The organism is Type-F symbiont of Plautia stali (assembly GCF_059731105.1).
Genome location: NZ_AP035911.1, coordinates 110,999 through 127,566 on the forward strand (window position 1 = coordinate 110,999; position 16,568 = coordinate 127,566).

A 16,568-nucleotide genomic window follows, 5' to 3' on the forward strand; every position below is an offset into this window, starting at 1 on the left:
AATAACCATTCCATTCTGGTGTTTATTTTATTGTCATTCTGTTCAATAGCTTATCGATGTCCTGCTGGTGTATGGCCTGTTTTTTTTGATGCTGGTCAATATCAGTGCCTGTTGTGGATTCAGGGAAGGATTTGCCAGGTGATACTATTTGTCAGATTAAAATCTTCTCGCAAATAATAATGGCCGCATGAGGGTATTCTATTGATATATTTCGGGCGCGCGGCGCTATGCTGCACCTTTTTTAACTGCACTGCTTCGTATGCTGGTATTATGCTTAATGATATCGACGTGCAGACCTATCGGGACTTTGCCGAAAACCTGGGTAACTATAATGCCGGTGCAATGAATGTTCCGGTTTATAAAAAAGAGGGATCACTTTCTGACTATCTTCGTTTTCCTGTTCCCGATTTTGGCGGAGTCTCTTCGTCAGGTTATGCGACGCTCGTCTCGGCTTCCTATGTGCTGAGTGTTAAGCACAATACCGGTTATAAAACGGTGGAGTTTGGCAACGGGGCCGGATACGCCACCGCTTACCGTCTTATCAATCGCAATGATCTCAGCACGCAGGATTTCCATGCGCCACGCCTTGATAAGGTCGTCACTGAAGCCGCCCCCTATTCTTATGTCTCCAAAGCGGACTTTCTGTCTGACTATAAATCACGTTATGCCTGGTATGCGCGGGCAGGAACAGGAACACAGGAGCAAATTAATGATGAGCAGACGAAGCGGGTACGCCTGACGGGTGCTTACAACTGGATATCGGGTGGCACTATCAGTGCGGCGAATGTGCGCGACATTTCCAATAATAGCTATCTGCGCTACTACAACCTTGGGCCTGACGATGCAGATACCACACCCCTGTCAATCGGAGCTAATGCCGGAGACAGCGGCAGTCCGGTTTTTGCCTGGGACGACATCGGGCAGCAATGGAAACTGGTTGCGGTGCACGTCGGCTATGACGCTGACAGCGGTCTCTACCGCAAGCGCGCCGTCGCAGGTTACATCCCCGGTGATTTTGTCGCTTCAGTACAGGCAGCCAATACCTCGCCGGACGTTGTTGATCGCGCCGGAAATGGCACGGTTTTATGGAACGACGATGCAATAAAACAGGGTGGCGTTTCATGGTCCTGGTCGGGGCTGACCTCAGCCTATGCGTCCGTCGCCCCTGCTAAAGCCTCCACATCTGAACTGGATGCCACGAAAGATCTTCGTTTTAACGGAGATGGTGGGCTGATTACATTAAGCACACCGATCAACATGGGCGCGGGAAAACTCCAGTTTTCCAGTGATTACACCCTGACTTCAGCCAGCGGCGTGAACGCAACCTGGGCAGGGGGTGGGGTTGAGATAGACGCCGGCAAAAAAGTTGTCTGGCAGGTTAACGGGTTAGCCAGCGATGCGCTGCATAAAATTGGCGCGGGCACGCTCCACGTGAAGGCTGAAGGCGTGAATGCGGGCTCACTGAATGTGGGCGACGGCAGCGTTATATTGGATCAGCAGGCTGATACTTCAGGTAACCAACAGGCCTTTTCCGCCGTGACGTTAGTCAGTGGCCGGCCAACTGTCGTGTTAAACGATGAGCATCAGGTCGCGACTGACCAGATTTTCTTTGGCTATCGCGGTGGTCGTTTAGATTTAAATGGCAATGCGTTGACCTTCAAAAAAATTAATCATACGGATGGTGGGGCTAAACTGGTCAACCACAGTGATACCACGGCGACGCTCAACATTACGGGCAGTACCGCCGCCGACGTCCCTTTCTACACCTTCAGCAGCAGGACTCCTGAAGGAACGCCAGGTAACATTTATGTTTATAACAATCCCTATACGAAGGAGACCGAATATTTTCAGTTAAATACTGCCTCATACTGGTACTTCCCTACCGATAAATCGTCGACGAAAACCTGGACTTATCTTGGTACCGACGCAAATGAAGCTATCAATCACCGTCTGACGCAACTTAACGTTCAGATTTTTCGCGGTTTTCTTGGTGAGACCCGAGAAAATATCCTGAATGGCGCGATGAACGTTAACATCCAGCCGCGCAACGCGACGGCCATTACTGCCCTGACCGGTGGAATGAATCTGAATGGCGATCTGAATGTGGATAATGGCACGCTGATTCTGTCGGGACAGCCCGTGGCGCATGCTGGAGGAGTGGTGATTGATGACGACTGGCGCACCTCACTTTTCAGCGCCAGGCAGATTAAGGTGGGTGCGGGGGCTTTTTTCCAGGCGGGAGAGTACGCTGGCGTCAAAGCGAATTTTGTTGCTGCTGAGTCAGCCACGCTCTCATTTGGCTACAATGACAGCCCGCTGACAGGGGAGAAGAGCTGGCGTTGTTATGCTCCCATTTACGCCGATGAGACTCGCTGCAGTCAGCCTGTACGCAGTGCAGAGACGCTGGCGCGGCTGCCTGCCAGTGAGGTTGAAGGTGATGTCCGGCTGGCAGACCATGCGTCGCTCTATCTGGGTAAAGTAGATTATCAGGGTGCGGTGACATCATCCGGCAGCAGCCAGATGACCCTGGCGTCAGACGCAAACTGGAGTATGACCAGCCACAGTAACGTCACATCGCTCCGGGCACAGCGTGGCGCTTCGCTTTCGATGGTGCCAGCGGGTAGCTGGCGTCCCAAAACGCTGAGCGTTGATACCCTGGACGCAACCGGGCTGAAGCTGCTGCTGGGCGCTAAACCCTCAACAAGTGAAAACGATCGGCTGATGGTTAAAAACGCTGTCAGCGGAGGCGATAATCTGCTGGACGTGAGCCTGTTACTGGGCAACGAAGGGCAGGCCACCTTATCTCAGGATCTGGTGATGGTGGATGCCCCTGCAGGCACGTCACACAGCTACTTCTCCTTTGCTGACAGTTACAGCGGATTCAGTGTTTACACGCCGAATTATGAGGTGAAAGAGAATAACAATCGCGTGCTATGGGTGCTTGAAAGCCGTAAAACGGCAGAACCAGAACCAGAACCAGAACCAGAACCCGATGCCACGCCGGAGCCGCCCCCTGTACCGGATATCGCGCCAGAGCCCGCGCCGGTGACAGATGTCACGCCGGCACCAGAGCCGACGCCTCTGCCGGATGCCACCCCGGTTCCGGAACCCGCACCTGTATCAGACGTCATCCCTGTTGCAGACGTAACGCCAGAGCCCACCCCGGTAACGGATGTGACGTCTGAGCCCAAGGCTCCAGCAGAGCAGCCAGCCGCTGCTGAAAAAGAGAAAGCAAAGCCTGAAGCGCAAGCTGAGGCGCAGGCTACAGCAGAAGCCGAAAAGGACACCCAAAAAACCGCGTTCAATCCGGATGAGTGGTTCACGGTTTATGACAACCAGCCACTGATTCAGCAAACCCGCGCTTTGATGGCCGCGCGGCAATATATTATCAGTGAGGCCGTCAGCCAGCTGCACAACCGGACAGAGAGTCTGCGGACTTCACCCGATCGTAGCGGAACCTGGGCCGCAATTGAGCAATCACAAGGGCATTTTCTGGGCCTGACGAGTGACCAGCAGACGCTGAATGTCGGCTGGGACAGGCGCGGCGGTGCGCACACGGCAGGCGTCAGTGCCAGCTATACCCTGGGTGAGGTGAAAGGAGGGGGACAGGAGAAACACCGTCTGGCCACATTAGGTGCCTATTATGCCTGGCAGCGTGATGGCGGATGGTTCGCGGATGCCGCCAGCCGCTATATGTTTCTGACTCAGGAAATAAGCCTCGATCCTGCATTACGCATCCCGGGGGTGAAAAAGAAGAGTCACATAGTGGCGGGGAGTCTGCGCACCGGCTATCAGTTTCGTCTGGCCGACGACACGATCTCTGTTGCGCCTTTTGTTGGCGTCAGCGCCGGTATCCTGTCCGGCTATAGCCTTAAGGGGGAAGATGCGACGGTCTCATTAAGTTCAGCCACGCCCTGCTTCACCACCAGTGGGGTGATGGTGCAGAAACGCGGCCTGGGGACTTTACTGCCAAAGGTTAATCTCAGTGCCAGCCTCTCTTATCACGCTTCACCGGGCAGGAGAGGATCCACGACCACGCTCTCCGATCGCCAGTCTGACCGGCGCTACAGCACCTGGTCTGATGACCGCTACCGCAGCAGTATCGGACTGGAGGGCGAAATTCTCCCTGACCTATCTGTGAATGCAAAAGTCGATAGCAGTTTTGGGGGCGTCTTTAATACGGATTACAGCGGGCTGATCGGGTTGTCATACCATTTCTGATCGCGCACTGTTTCCTGCTCGCCGGGCATCACGTCATTACCGGATGACGTGATGCCCGGTCTGCAGATTATCTGACCGGATCAGCAGACCAGTCGCCAGACATCTGCAGGTACTTCAGTGAAGGTCTCATTCATTATCAGCTCGGCTTTGCGATGATCGTAGGCACCTTCAAAGGAAGAAAGATCGTCATAAGGCAGTTTTTTACGCATATAGCTTGTCACGATATCCAGGATATCCCTGGAGGGGCAGTTTCTTAACTTTTCCAGATAATAGACTTTATTCATAATGTTTTTGCAATTCTCTTCCATAATCCCATAGCAGATTGAACAGACAGGTATAAACCAGAAAGAACAGCACCAGACCGCATTCAAGCTTCAACGCTGAAAGCAGCGAGATATCCAGCCACCATGCGGCAAAGGGGATTAATACCACTAACAACCCCGCTTCAAATAACAGGGCGTGAAGGCATCTTATCCGCCAGCTTTTTTTCATGCCTTTTCGCAACAGGAACTGGTCAAACAACAGGTTAAACAGATAGTTCCATCCCATCGCCAGTGCTGATGAAGCTACCGTCAACAGTGCCGACTGCGCAGGCGCCGCGGAGGCGCAGATCATCAGAATGATGAACACCAGACAATTGGCGACCACCTCAAAGACGATGGCATGCAGCACTCTTTCTGTTGTCGTGCGCATCGGGGATAAAGCGTGTTCCAAACCAGATTCTCATAATGTCGTCAGTACGCAGATCTGCCCTGGCGTGCCGTAATATCCGTCGGGCCCGCCCCGTTGCGATCTTTCTGCCTGCCTGTTAATTGACTGATGCAGGCTGTCCGGTTCTCTCTGAACACGCAGTTCATAAACGTTAAGCCGCACCAGAAGCAATATTAACGCCACCCCGAAGTCATAAAAGATTAAAGCTGCGAAAACCGCATATATAGTTTTTTATTTTAGTATTCAGGTTGACTATAGTTTTTTAGCCTGACCTGAGCGTTTATCTTGCGAGTCAGGTTAAGGGACAACCCTTATCGGGACGATATTAACGGTGAGGACAGCGGCCGCTTCACTTCCGCCGCAATCGTCAGTGCAATGTTGACGCGATCATCCACCACGCCGACCAGCCGATCCACCCGGAATGCCGTGCGGGAAATCGCGGTCGAGGCATGCAGGGCCAGCGAATCTGAGGCGGGGTCAAAGGCCTGTCCGCTGTCGAGCGTGGCCAGCATCACCACTGGCCGGCTGACATCTTTGACCGTTAACAACCCGAAAATCCGGTAATCAGCGCCCCCCATTGAGGCAACGCGGCTGCTGACGAAGTGAATCTGCGGATAATGCTCTGCATCGAAAAACAGATCGCTTTTCAGTTGCCAGGTTAACAGCCTGTTTGAGGCCACCAGCGTCGCGACCGGAATGGTGACGTCAATATGGTCATCACGCTCTTCATCGCGATTAAGCGTCACCGTGCCGGTCACGCCCTGCAGTGTGGCCTGAGAAAAGTCATGACCAAAGGCACGCCATGAAAGGCCGATCGACGTTTTCTCAGGCGCGATGGTATAGGTGACGGGGGCGGCGTAAAGCGCCGGGCTGAACAAGGCGAGCAGAGCGTATAAGCAGGCGACACGGTTCATCACTATTTTCTCATTCTGAGCGGGCTCAAACGCTGACGCCTGAAACCGCGATTTTATTGACTTTGTAACACTGTTTTACCTTTCTGTCGTGACGTATGTGACAAATATTAACGTGCTGTCATCTGAGATTCACGAAACGTTAACGGTGGCCGTCGTCTCAGCGCAAAAATAACGGGAAATATTAAGAATACATTAAGGCGGGAATATGGAATCTGACGTTTACCGGGATTGTAAGAGGGCGGTGATTAATCATCTGCGTTCTTCAGTAAGCTATTTTTATCTGAGAGGCCCCCTGACCGGACATAATGGAAAGCCGATCATTCAGCGGCAGGTTCCGTTGTTTTATAAACAAATCATCAATCAATCAAAAAGAAGTCTGCCCGGAGGCGATATTAATGTATATCAGTGAACTTTTTCAGAAATGACCAAATGAACCCTGCATTAATTTATTGTTATTCATTCCCTTCATTTAATGTTCAGTTAACTTTCGTGCGCTAGCTAGTTTGTATTACCCGTCCGGCAACCCCTATTCCAGAAATGGACGCCAGGGGTAAATAACATCCCTGCCGGCGGATGATAAATCGCTATTTAAGTTCTGTTTCCGGCGTTGTGCCTGATTAATTTCGCGCGATCGCTTATGGGTTTGATCTGCAGGAGTTTTAGCATGGATTTTTTGCCTTTTTCCCGTCCCTCATTGGGTGATGAAGAGCTGTCAGCCGTGAAAGCGGTCTTTGACTCGGGCTGGATCACAACCGGCGCTCAGTGCGCCGGTCTGGAGCAGGCCTTTGTCCGCCTGACCGGCAACCTGCACGCGATTGCCGTCAGCTCTGCCACCGCCGGGATGCACGTCACGCTGATGGCAATGGGAATTGGGCCAGGTGATGAGGTGATTACGCCCTCCATGACCTGGGTTTCCACGCTGAATCTGATCACGCTGCTGGGCGCCACGCCGGTCATGATCGATGTGGACCCTGATACCCTGATGGTGACGCCGGAACTGATTGCACAGGCGATTACGCCCCGGACCCGCGCCATTATTCCGGTCCATTACGCTGGCGCACCGGTCGATCTTAACCCGATCTACCAGCTGGCTGAGCAGCATAACATTGCCATTATTGAAGATGCGGCACATGCGGCAGGCACGACCTATCACGGAAAGCCGATCGGGCACCGCGGCACGGCAATTTTTTCGTTTCACGCCATTAAAAATATCACCTGTGCGGAAGGTGGCCTGGTGGTGACCGATGACGCCGCGCTGGCCGATCGCATACGCAGCCTGAAGTTTCATGGTCTGGCCGTTGATGCTTTTGATCGCCAGACGCAGGGCCGTCTGCCGCAGGCAGAAGTGATGATGCCCGGCTTTAAATACAACCTGCCCGACATCAGCGCAGCCATTGCGCTGGTGCAGTTACAGAAACTGCCCGGTTTTATTGCACGCCGCCGCGAGATTGCCGAACGTTATCTTGCCGCGCTGCGCGCACTGCCTTTCACGCCGCTGTCACTGCCCGCCTGGCCTCATCAGCATGCGTGGCATCTGTTTATTATCCGTATTGATGAACGCCAGTGTGGCCTGTCGCGTGATGCGTTTATGCAGGCGCTGAAGGCGCGCAATATCGGCAGTGGCCTGCATTTCCGGGCCGCCCACACCCACAAATATTATCGCGAGCGCTATCCCGATTTACGTCTGCCCGCCAGTGAACGCAACAGCCAGCAGATGTGTTCGATCCCCCTGTTTCCCTCAATGACGGACCAGGATGTCGAGCGCGTCATTCAGGCGCTGCATGACATTGCCGGAGTCTGATATGGGCGAGAATAAACCAATCAACAGACTCTCCGTGGTTATCCCGGTCTACAACGAGCAGGAGAGCCTGCCGGAGCTGCTTCAGCGCACCGCTGCCGCCTGCGACACACTGCAGATGGACTATGAAATCCTGCTGGTCGATGACGGCAGCAGTGACCGCTCCGCCGAGCTGATTGAGCAGGCGGCTTCCGCACCCGGCAGCCGGGTCATCGGTGTGCTGCTCAACCGCAATTACGGGCAGCACTCCGCCATCATGGCCGGTTTCAGTCAGGTGCGTGGCGATCTGATTATCACGCTCGATGCCGATCTGCAGAACCCGCCGGAGGAGATCCCGCGGCTGGTTGAGGCGGCGCGTCAGGGCTATGACGTGGTCGGCACGGTCCGGCAGCAGCGCCAGGACACCTGGTTTCGGCGTAAAGCCTCGCGCACGCTCAACCGGCTGATCCAGCGGGTGACCGGCAAAGCGATGGGGGATTACGGCTGCATGCTGCGCGCCTATCGTCGCCACATCGTTGAGGCGATGCTCAACTGCCACGAGCGCAGCACCTTTATTCCGATTCTGGCGAACACCTTTGCCCGACACACCATCGAACTGCCGGTGATCCACGCTGAGCGGGCATTTGGCGACTCGAAATACAGCTTTATGCGCCTGATCAACCTGATGTACGACCTGGTGACCTGCCTGACCACCACCCCCCTGCGACTGCTCAGCGTTATCGGCAGCCTGATTGCGCTCGCTGGCTTCGCTTTCTCGCTGGTGCTGATTGTTCTGCGCCTCTTCTTTGGTGCGGCCTGGGCGGGAGATGGCGTCTTTGTCCTGTTTGCCGTGCTGTTCATGTTTACGGGTGCCCAGTTTGTGGGCATGGGGCTGCTCGGAGAGTACATCGGGCGCATTTATAACGACGTTCGGGCGCGTCCGCGCTATTTCGTTCAACGCATTGTTCAGGCTCCAGAAGAGCCATCAGTACAGGATACTCAATCATGAAGACCCTCGTTTTCGCCTATCACGATATGGGCTGTGTCGGCATCAATGCGCTGCTGAAGGCAGGCTATGAGATCACCGCCATTTTCACCCACAACGACGTGGCGACCGAAAATCCTTTTTTCGGCTCGGTTGCGCGTCTGGCGGCAGAGCATGGCATCCCGGTCTATGCGCCCGACGAGGCGAATCACCCGATCTGGCTGGATCGTATCCGCAGCATGGCGCCAGAGATGATTTTCTCCTTCTATTATCGCCATCTGCTCAGCGATGAGATCCTGCAATGCGCGCAAAAAGGGGCCTTTAACCTGCATGGTTCGCTGCTGCCAAAATACCGGGGGCGGGCACCCCTCAACTGGGCGCTGGTGAACGGTGAACGCGAAACGGGTGTCACCCTGCATCGCATGGTAAAGCGTGCCGATGCCGGTCATATTCTGGCGCAGCAGGCGGTGGCTATCGACGACCAGGACAATGCGCTGACCCTGCACCGTAAACTCATCAGTGTCGCAGAGCAGCTTCTGGGCGACGTTTTACCCCGCCTGCGTCAGGGTGAGGTCAGTGAGTGGCCCCAGGATGAGAGTCAGGCGACCCGTGTCGGCCGTCGTACCGCCGAAGATGGACGGATTGACTGGAACCAGCCTGCTCAGACGATTCACAATCTGGTCAGAGCGGTCACCGATCCCTGGCCTGGCGCCTTTGCCTTCGCCGGGTCGGTCCGCTTCATTGTCTGGAAGAGCCGGGTTCATCACGAGCCGCATCAGGCCAGACCGGGCACGGTAATCTCTAAGCAGCCGTTCCTGATTGCCTGTGGTGAAGGGGCGCTTGAAATCCAGACCGGGCAGTCCGAGCATGGCGTCTATATGAACGGCAGTCAGCTGGCGCAGAGTCTGGGCATGGTGCCTGGCGCGCTGCTCTATTCGCAGCCGCAGTCGGCGCTCCAGCGCCGCACCCGGGTGCTGATCCTCGGCGTTAACGGCTTTATCGGTAACCATCTTACCGAACGGCTGCTGGAGGATGCGCATTTCGAGGTATATGGCCTGGATATCAGTTCCGATGCCATCAGCCGCTTCCTCGACCATCCGCGTTTCCACTTTGTCGAAGGGGACATCGCTATCCACTCCGAATGGATTGAGTATCACATCAAGAAATGTGACGTCATCCTGCCGCTGGTGGCGATCGCCACGCCGATTGAGTACACCCGCAATCCGCTGCGCGTGTTTGAGCTCGATTTCGAAGAAAACCTGAAAATCATTCGCGACTGTGTGAAGTATCAGAAGCGCATTATTTTCCCGTCCACCTCTGAGGTGTACGGCATGTGTACCGATGACAGCTTCGATGAAGATTGTTCCAATCTGGTGGTCGGGCCGATCAACAAACAGCGCTGGATCTATTCGGTCTCCAAACAGCTGCTGGATCGGGTGATCTGGGCCTATGGCGAAAAAGAGGGACTGCGCTTTACCCTGTTCCGGCCGTTCAACTGGATGGGGCCGCGTCTGGACAACCTCAATGCCGCGCGTATCGGCAGCTCCCGCGCCATTACCCAGCTGATCCTCAACCTGGTGGAAGGTTCGCCCATCAAGCTGATTGACGGCGGCAAACAGAAGCGCTGCTTTACCGACATCAAAGATGGCGTGGAGGCGCTGTTCCGCATCATCGAGAACAAACAGCAGAATTGTGATGGGCAGATCATCAATATCGGTAATCCGGACAACGAAGCCAGTATCAAAGAGCTGGCCGAGCAGCTGCTGTGCAGCTTTGAGCGTCATCCACTGCGCAGCCAGTTCCCGCCGTTTGCCGGTTTCCGCGAAGTGGAGAGCAGCAGCTACTACGGAAAAGGGTATCAGGATGTGGAGCACCGTAAACCTGCTATCCGCAATGCGCGCCGCTTACTCGGCTGGACCCCAACCGTGACGATGGATGTCACCATCGACAACACGCTCGACTTCTTCCTGCGCACCCTTGAGCAACAGGCTGATAAGTGATGAAGAAGATCGGTCTGCGGATTGACGTAGATACCTGGCGCGGCACGCAGCAGGGCGTGCCGGCGCTGCTGACGCTGTTCCGGCGTCATGCTGTACGGGCCAGCTTTTTCTTCAGTGTGGGGCCGGACAACATGGGCCGCCATCTCTGGCGACTGGTGAAGCCGGCTTTTCTCCTGAAAATGGTGCGTTCCCGGGCCGCGTCGCTCTATGGCTGGGATATCCTGCTGGCCGGAACAGCGTGGCCAGGCAAGCAGATGGGGCGCCGTCTGCGGCACATTATTCAGGACGCCACCCGTCAGCATGAGGTGGGACTGCACGCCTGGGACCACTTTGCGTGGCAGACCTGGGCGGGCGTCTGGCCGCAGGAAAAGCTGGCAGAGCAGATAGCGCGCGGCACCGACCTGCTGAGTGAGATCCTCGGCCATCCGGTCAGCTGCTCGGCCGTGGCCGGATGGCGCGCGGATGGCCGGGTGGTCGCCGCTAAACAGCCGTTCGGATTCACTTACAACAGCGACTGTCGCGGCAGCGGCCCGTTCCGGCCGGTGCTGCCAGACGGGCAGATTGGGACGGTTCAGATCCCGGTAACGCTGCCGACCTGGGATGAGGTGGTGGGGCGCGAGGTCAGCGCAGAGGGGTACAACGACTTCATTCTGACCCGAATGCTCGCTGCGGAAGAGGGGGCGGTTTACACCGTTCACGCCGAAGTGGAGGGGATCATCGGCTACCCGGACTTCGATCGCCTCCTGACCCTGGCCGCCGATAACGGCATTCAGTTCTGTCCGCTCAGTGAACTGCTGCCCGCCGATCTGACGACGCTGCCATTAGGCCGGGTGGTCAGAGGCGAAATTGCCGGACGGGAAGGGTGGCTGGGCTGCCAGAAATGGATGGAAGAGGCGAACTAGTGCGGATACGTAACCAGACAATATGGCTGCTGTTTTTCAGCTTTTTTATCCTCTATTACCTTGTCCCGCCAGTGTTCCGCGATCTCTGGCAGCCGGATGAAACCCGCTATGCGGAGATCAGCCGGGAGATGCTGGCAACCGGCAACTGGATCACGCCACACTTTTTCGGCCTGCGCTATTTTGAAAAACCGATTGCGGGTTACTGGATTAACTCGCTGGGTCAGTGGCTGTTTGGCCACAATAATTTTGGCGTGCGGGCCGGCTCGATATTCTCCACTGCCCTGACCGCCGCCCTGATTTTCTGGCTCGGCAGGCGGATGTTTGCTTCCTCGCGAACCGCGATCACCGGCGCGATCATTTTCCTCAGCTCGCTGCTGGTCTATGGGGTCGGCACCTATGCGGTGCTCGATCCGATGCTGATGCTCTGGCTGGCGGCCGCTATGTGCAGCTTCTGGCTGGCGACAGAAGCCAGTGGACGCGCCGGGCGCGTAAGCGGCTATCTGCTGCTGGGACTGGCCTGCGGCATGGGATTCATGACCAAAGGCTTTCTGGCACTGGCGCTGCCGGTACTGACAATCCTGCCGTGGGCGATCTGGCGCAGGAGAGTGCCGGAGCTGCTCTGCTTCGGGCCACTGGCGCTGCTCTCTGCTACGGCAATCAGCGCGCCCTGGGTGCTGGCCATTTATCATCAGGCTCCCGATTTCTGGCACTACTTCTTCTGGGTCGAACATATCCAGCGCTTCGCAGAAGCGAATGCGCAGCACAAAGCCCCATTCTGGTATTACCTGCCGATTCTGTTGCTGGGCACGCTGCCGTGGCTGGCACTGTTGCCGGGGGCTCTGCTTACGGGCTGGCGTGAGCGTCATCAGCACCCCGGTGCGCTCTATCTGCTGAGCTGGACGGTGATGCCGCTGCTGTTTTTCAGTCTGGCTAAGGGCAAACTCCCGACCTATATCCTGCCCTGTTTTGTTCCGCTGTCACTGCTGATGGCCCATTATGGCCTGAACGCTGCGCAGCGGGCAGGGCGCGCCCTGACGCTGAATGGCTGGCTGAACCTGATATTCGGTATCCTGACGCTGGCCGCCGTACTGCTGGTGCTGGCCCCCTGGAGTCTGACGCATCATCCGCTGTTCGCCACGCATGAGATGCTGAAGCTGGTGCTGGCGGCAGTGGCATTTCTCTGCTGGGGGCTGGTGGGGGCGTACAGCTGCCGTTCTTCCTCGCGTCGCTGGCTGGCGGCGGCACTCTGCCCGCTGGGCGTTGCGCTGATTATCGGTGCGGCCATCCCCGATAAGATCCGCGATGCCAAACAGCCGCAGCGTTTTGTGGCGGTTATCAGTAAGCAACTGGCTGCCAGCCGCTTTATCCTGGCTGACAACCCCGGCATCGCCTCTGCGGCCGCCTGGCACCTGCAGCGCAGCGATATCGGTTTCTATGACAGCAAGGGGGAACTGGAATATGGGCTCGGCTACCCGGATGCACAGTCCCGTTTTGTTTCACGGGCAGATTTCGCCGGCTGGCTTGCCCCACATCGTCGCGAGGGGAGCGTGTCGCTGCTGTTGCTGATGGACTCGGTTCACAGCGATATCGATGAGGATGTGCCGGTGCCGGACGCCGTTTATCGTCAGGGCAGGCTGGTCTGCCTCTACTACAGCCAGACAAAGTAATGCTGCTGCTGATTATTCTGGTCAGTCTGCTCAGCTGCAGCGCACAGCTTTGCCAGAAGCAGGCGACGAGGGCGGCATCCCGCCGGACGCGCCTGAGCTGGATTGGCGTGAGCGTGCTGCTGCTGGGCGTTGCGATGCTCCTCTGGCTATTGGTGCTGCAGCGGGTGCCGGTCAGCCAGGCCTACCCTATGCTGAGCCTTAACTTTATTTTTGTGGCGCTGGCCGGACGTCTCCTGTGGCGTGAACGGTTAACGCCGCGCCAGATAACCGGCACGCTGCTGGTGGTCACCGGCGTGGCGCTGATGGCGAGTCAGATATGAAAGGGTATGGATGGGTTGCCTGCAGCGTGCTGCTGGTCTCGGCGGCGCAGCTGATGATGCGCTGGGCGATGCCGCAGTTGCCCGATGTCAGCAGTCTGACGTCACTGCCTGCTATCGGCATTCTGCCCGCCCTGCTGCTGGTGGCGGGGCTGGGCGCCTATGGCCTCTCCATGCTCTGCTGGATCCGGGCGCTGGGTCATTTCCCCCTGAACCGGGTCTATCCGCTGCTCAGCCTGAGTTACGTGCTGGTCTGGCTGGCCGCAGTTTCTCTGCCGGTATTTCATGAGGCGTTCAGCTGGCATAGCCTGGCGGGCGTGGTGATGATTGTCATCGGGCTTTTGTGCATCGTGGTTAAGCCCTGAATAGGGTCTGCATTACTGTTTTCGCATCAACTCTCTTTTTTATTCACGTTTTCGGGCAAAGATTAGCCGGGTCGGCGTAGCGAAGTTATCGTTTTCGTGATAGAAATCCTTTCTGTTAGCGTTTTAGCGTGAAAAATAAAGGATTCAGTATGCTGGTCGGCTTTAGCGCATTGCGCGAACGTTATGCAATCAGACTGGCGCAGCCACTGCGTGTGAAATCAGCGATTGGAACGGTGCGTTCTCATCATGACAGTCAGGGGCAGGTGGAAAATTACTATCCTCCTGGCTATCAGCCGGAAGATGATTTTGCCGGGCATTTTGCCTTTGGTCTCAAATATGAAGAGATCCACCTGGAGTTTTTTGCCCGCCTGTTTACGGTAATCGGGCCGGAACCTCTGGAGGCGTGGTGTCGTCAGGAGCCGTTCGGACAATATGCGCGTCGGGCAGGGTTTTTCTATGAGTGGCTGACCGGTAACCTGCTGCAGGTGCCCGATGTCACTAATGGCGGCTATATTGATGCGATTTCATCGAAAGCGTATCTGACCCGAACCACCGTGAAACGCAGCAGACGCTGGCGCATTAACGATAACCTGCCGGGATCGATCGATTTCTGCCCCCTGGTGCGCAGAACAGCTGCCGTTGAACAGGCGCTGGCGTTCGATCTCAATGCTGCTTTTTCAGATCTGGATAAGGCCTTTGGCGCAGATATTCTGATGCGCACCGCCAGCTGGCTGACATTTAAAGAGTCCCGCGCCAGTTTTCTTATCGAGAAAGAGTCGGACCAGGGCGATCGCATTCAGCGGTTTGCCCACGTTATCGCGCAGTATTGCGGTCAGCTGGACGATCCGCTCAGCGATGTCAGCCTGCACACGATACAGCAGGGCATTCTGGGGCAGGATGCACTGGGCCTGGGTCTGCGCCGCTCGCCGGTATTTGTCGGGCAGTCGACAATGCGTGAAGATATCGTCCACTATATTGCGCCGCACTATGATGATGTTCCTCGCTTCATGCAGGGGCTGAAAGCCTTTGAACAGGCGACGCACGGAGCCGCGCCGCTGGCCCGTGCCGCTGTTGTTGCGTTTGGATTTGTCTATATCCATCCCATGCGCGATGGCAATGGTCGTATCCATCGTTTTTTAATTAATGACACGCTGATTCGTGACGGAGCGATACCGGATGGGGTCATTCTGCCCGTCTCGGCCACCATCACCAGTTCGATGGACTTTCGTGTCGGTTACGATCGCACGCTGGACGTGTTTTCTAAACGACTTATGCGGCGTTATGCAGGCTGCTATCGGTTTGGTGAACTCAAAACCTATGAAGATGGCACGCAAAGTAACTTCATTTTCAGCGACTATGAGGATGCCCGTTTCGCCTGGCGTTATCCCGACTTAACCGAGCATGTGCTCTATACGTGCAGAGTGATAGAGCACACCGTTCGAACAGAAATGGCAGATGAAGCGCGCGTGTTAGTCATATTTCAGCGTGCGCAGCAGCGTCTGAAAGAGGTTGTGGAAATGCCCGATCAGGATGCAAGCCGGATTATTCGTTCGCTGAAGGAAAATGGCTGGCAGATCTCAGGCAAGCTTAAAAAAACGTTCCCGATGCTGGACGACGCGACGCTGTCCGGACGCATCGTGGAAGCGGTCAGATCGGCATTTGAGACACAGGCAGGCTGAATGCCCGGATTTGATCTGCCGGTCATTGCGTTAAGCAGAGCCGTTTAAGCTGTGCGGCCAGCGCACCTGTATCGCTGACGATCAAATCCGGTGCAGGTGCCAGTGGATAAGGTGACTGGCCTTTGCGGGTGATAAATGCGGTCTTCATCCCTGCCCGTTTTGCGCCACCGACATCCCAGCCATGCGCCGCCACCATCATGCACTCTGCGGCAGGCTTGCCTATCTCTTTCATTGCCCACTGATAAACTCTCAGATCGGGCTTATAAACCTGAACCTGCTCCACGCTGAGAATGCGGGTGAATAGCGGTGCCAGCCCGGCTGAACTGAGTTGTTGTTCAGCCAGCGCCGCTGAGGAGTTGGTCAGCGCAACCAGCGTAAAACCCTGCTGCTGCAGGGCAGTCAGCCCTGCGGCGACATCAGGATGCGGCGGCATTGCGGCGATAATGTCAGCCAGTGGCGTTGCTTCTTCAGGCAGGGTTACACCGTAACGCGAAGCGGTCATCTTCAGCACCGCTTCGGCGATATCACCAAAGTTATGCCAGCTGCCGGTCACGGATTCGACCAGAGAGTGGTGCAGCACCGAGGTAAACCAGGCTTCGGTACGTTCCGGCCGGTCACCGAGTCGCTGTGCGACCACCTGATTCAGTTCGGTCGTGTCCAGCAGGGTCTCATTGACATCGAAAAAGAGGGTGTCACTGCAGGAATGGGGGTTGAGATTGTTAGTCATCTTGACTCCGGTTGGCTTGATGAGAGGCGTTAAGGGCGCTGATTGAAGGTAGGACACCGGGAAGGATTGCTCAAGAACGGGGGCTGCGTGTCGTTGTAATTCAGGCTGTGAAATCAGATCTCAGCTGGATTCGTATAATACTTATTATGTTAAATATATCATTTATTACATATTAAATTAAAGCAAATACGAAGTCGTAACTAATGATTTTCATGGGCAAAGATTTTATGTCGGATGCTGAGGTTAATCATTTTATCCTTTTACGGCAGTAGCTTAAGTGATCATTGTCAGACCATTGCCGCT

The 16,568-nt window shown here is 55.8% G+C and carries 14 protein-coding genes; 10 read left to right on the plus strand and 4 right to left on the minus strand.

The features are described 5' to 3' along the window. The first annotated feature begins 270 nt into the window (after positions 1–270). Positions 271–4,221, plus strand: coding sequence for a S6 family peptidase (locus tag AC6I7A_RS21945; RefSeq protein ID WP_058957523.1), 3,951 nt, complete (start codon positions 271–273; stop codon positions 4,219–4,221). 80 nt (positions 4,222–4,301) lie between these two features. On the opposite strand, the gene AC6I7A_RS21950 is transcribed toward AC6I7A_RS21945, so the two are convergent. The 3 genes from AC6I7A_RS21950 to AC6I7A_RS21960 all read right to left on the minus strand — a co-directional run bounded on the left by AC6I7A_RS21950 (position 4,302) and on the right by AC6I7A_RS21960 (position 5,846). Further along, complete coding sequence (locus AC6I7A_RS21950; RefSeq protein WP_009093180.1) at positions 4,302–4,505, minus strand: Hha/YmoA family nucleoid-associated regulatory protein; 204 nt, start codon at positions 4,503–4,505, stop codon at positions 4,302–4,304. Beyond that, positions 4,498–4,935 carry a PACE efflux transporter gene (locus AC6I7A_RS21955; RefSeq protein ID WP_058957522.1) on the minus strand — a complete coding sequence of 146 codons (438 nt, stop codon included), beginning with the start codon at positions 4,933–4,935 and terminating at the stop codon, positions 4,498–4,500. Before AC6I7A_RS21955 ends, AC6I7A_RS21950 begins: the two co-directional genes overlap by 8 nt. A 308-nt stretch (positions 4,936–5,243) precedes the next feature. Then, positions 5,244–5,846: a YceI family protein gene (locus AC6I7A_RS21960; protein ID WP_058957521.1), complete on the minus strand. Its 603-nt coding sequence runs from the start codon at positions 5,844–5,846 to the stop codon at positions 5,244–5,246. Between the two features lie 205 nt (positions 5,847–6,051). Here AC6I7A_RS21960 and AC6I7A_RS21965 point away from each other — a divergent pair, with 205 nt between their 5' ends. The 9 genes from AC6I7A_RS21965 (at position 6,052) to AC6I7A_RS22005 (ending at position 15,538) form a co-directional block, all read left to right on the plus strand. Then, entirely contained in the window at positions 6,052–6,255 is a 204-nt protein-coding gene (locus tag AC6I7A_RS21965) for a hypothetical protein (protein WP_153009197.1), read from the plus strand. Positions 6,256–6,510: 255 nt separating this feature from the next. Continuing rightward, positions 6,511–7,647, plus strand: a complete 1,137-nt coding sequence (arnB, locus tag AC6I7A_RS21970; RefSeq protein ID WP_058957520.1) for a UDP-4-amino-4-deoxy-L-arabinose aminotransferase — start codon at positions 6,511–6,513, stop codon at positions 7,645–7,647. A 1-nt stretch (position 7,648) separates the two neighbouring features. Then, on the plus strand, positions 7,649–8,632 hold the full coding sequence (gene arnC / locus AC6I7A_RS21975) for an undecaprenyl-phosphate 4-deoxy-4-formamido-L-arabinose transferase (RefSeq protein WP_058957519.1): 984 nt from the start codon (positions 7,649–7,651) through the stop codon (positions 8,630–8,632). After that, a complete protein-coding gene (gene arnA / locus AC6I7A_RS21980) occupies positions 8,629–10,608 on the plus strand; it encodes a bifunctional UDP-4-amino-4-deoxy-L-arabinose formyltransferase/UDP-glucuronic acid oxidase ArnA (RefSeq protein ID WP_058957518.1) in 1,980 nt (659 codons plus the stop codon). Before arnC ends, arnA begins: the two co-directional genes overlap by 4 nt. Next, complete coding sequence (gene arnD / locus AC6I7A_RS21985; RefSeq protein WP_498005023.1) at positions 10,608–11,510, plus strand: 4-deoxy-4-formamido-L-arabinose-phosphoundecaprenol deformylase; 903 nt, start codon at positions 10,608–10,610, stop codon at positions 11,508–11,510. The genes arnA and arnD overlap by 1 nt, the downstream gene beginning before the upstream one ends. Continuing rightward, positions 11,510–13,177, plus strand: a complete 1,668-nt coding sequence (arnT, locus tag AC6I7A_RS21990) for a lipid IV(A) 4-amino-4-deoxy-L-arabinosyltransferase (RefSeq protein WP_082668217.1) — start codon at positions 11,510–11,512, stop codon at positions 13,175–13,177. The genes arnD and arnT overlap by 1 nt, the downstream gene beginning before the upstream one ends. Further along, complete coding sequence (arnE, locus tag AC6I7A_RS21995; protein ID WP_058958154.1) at positions 13,177–13,497, plus strand: 4-amino-4-deoxy-L-arabinose-phosphoundecaprenol flippase subunit ArnE; 321 nt, start codon at positions 13,177–13,179, stop codon at positions 13,495–13,497. The genes arnT and arnE overlap by 1 nt, the downstream gene beginning before the upstream one ends. Continuing rightward, positions 13,494–13,859, plus strand: a complete 366-nt coding sequence (gene arnF, locus AC6I7A_RS22000) for a 4-amino-4-deoxy-L-arabinose-phosphoundecaprenol flippase subunit ArnF (RefSeq protein ID WP_058958153.1) — start codon at positions 13,494–13,496, stop codon at positions 13,857–13,859. The genes arnE and arnF overlap by 4 nt, the downstream gene beginning before the upstream one ends. Before the next feature lie 149 nt (positions 13,860–14,008). Next, positions 14,009–15,538 carry a Fic family protein gene (locus AC6I7A_RS22005; RefSeq protein ID WP_058958152.1) on the plus strand — a complete coding sequence of 510 codons (1,530 nt, stop codon included), beginning with the start codon at positions 14,009–14,011 and terminating at the stop codon, positions 15,536–15,538. A 22-nt stretch (positions 15,539–15,560) separates the two neighbouring features. Here AC6I7A_RS22005 and AC6I7A_RS22010 read toward each other — a convergent pair whose 3' ends face one another. Continuing rightward, positions 15,561–16,265, minus strand: coding sequence for a haloacid dehalogenase type II (locus tag AC6I7A_RS22010; protein WP_058958151.1), 705 nt, complete (start codon positions 16,263–16,265; stop codon positions 15,561–15,563). Between the last annotated feature and the right edge of the window lie 303 nt (positions 16,266–16,568).

Bases quoted from the DNA above. Each gene is read 5' to 3' on its own strand.
- AC6I7A_RS21945 (WP_058957523.1), top strand. From the start codon at position 271: ATGCTTAATGATATCGACGTGCAGACCTATCGGGACTTTGCCGAAAAC.
- AC6I7A_RS21950 (WP_009093180.1), bottom strand. From the start codon at position 4,505: ATGAATAAAGTCTATTATCTGGAAAAGTTAAGAAACTGCCCCTCCAGG.
- AC6I7A_RS21960 (WP_058957521.1), bottom strand. From the start codon at position 5,846: ATGAACCGTGTCGCCTGCTTATACGCTCTGCTCGCCTTGTTCAGCCCG.
- AC6I7A_RS21965 (WP_153009197.1), top strand. From the start codon at position 6,052: ATGGAATCTGACGTTTACCGGGATTGTAAGAGGGCGGTGATTAATCAT.
- arnB (WP_058957520.1), top strand. From the start codon at position 6,511: ATGGATTTTTTGCCTTTTTCCCGTCCCTCATTGGGTGATGAAGAGCTG.
- arnC (WP_058957519.1), top strand. From the start codon at position 7,649: ATGGGCGAGAATAAACCAATCAACAGACTCTCCGTGGTTATCCCGGTC.
- arnA (WP_058957518.1), top strand. From the start codon at position 8,629: ATGAAGACCCTCGTTTTCGCCTATCACGATATGGGCTGTGTCGGCATC.
- arnD (WP_498005023.1), top strand. From the start codon at position 10,608: ATGAAGAAGATCGGTCTGCGGATTGACGTAGATACCTGGCGCGGCACG.
- arnE (WP_058958154.1), top strand. From the start codon at position 13,177: ATGCTGCTGCTGATTATTCTGGTCAGTCTGCTCAGCTGCAGCGCACAG.
- arnF (WP_058958153.1), top strand. From the start codon at position 13,494: ATGAAAGGGTATGGATGGGTTGCCTGCAGCGTGCTGCTGGTCTCGGCG.
- AC6I7A_RS22005 (WP_058958152.1), top strand. From the start codon at position 14,009: ATGCTGGTCGGCTTTAGCGCATTGCGCGAACGTTATGCAATCAGACTG.
- AC6I7A_RS22010 (WP_058958151.1), bottom strand. From the start codon at position 16,265: ATGACTAACAATCTCAACCCCCATTCCTGCAGTGACACCCTCTTTTTC.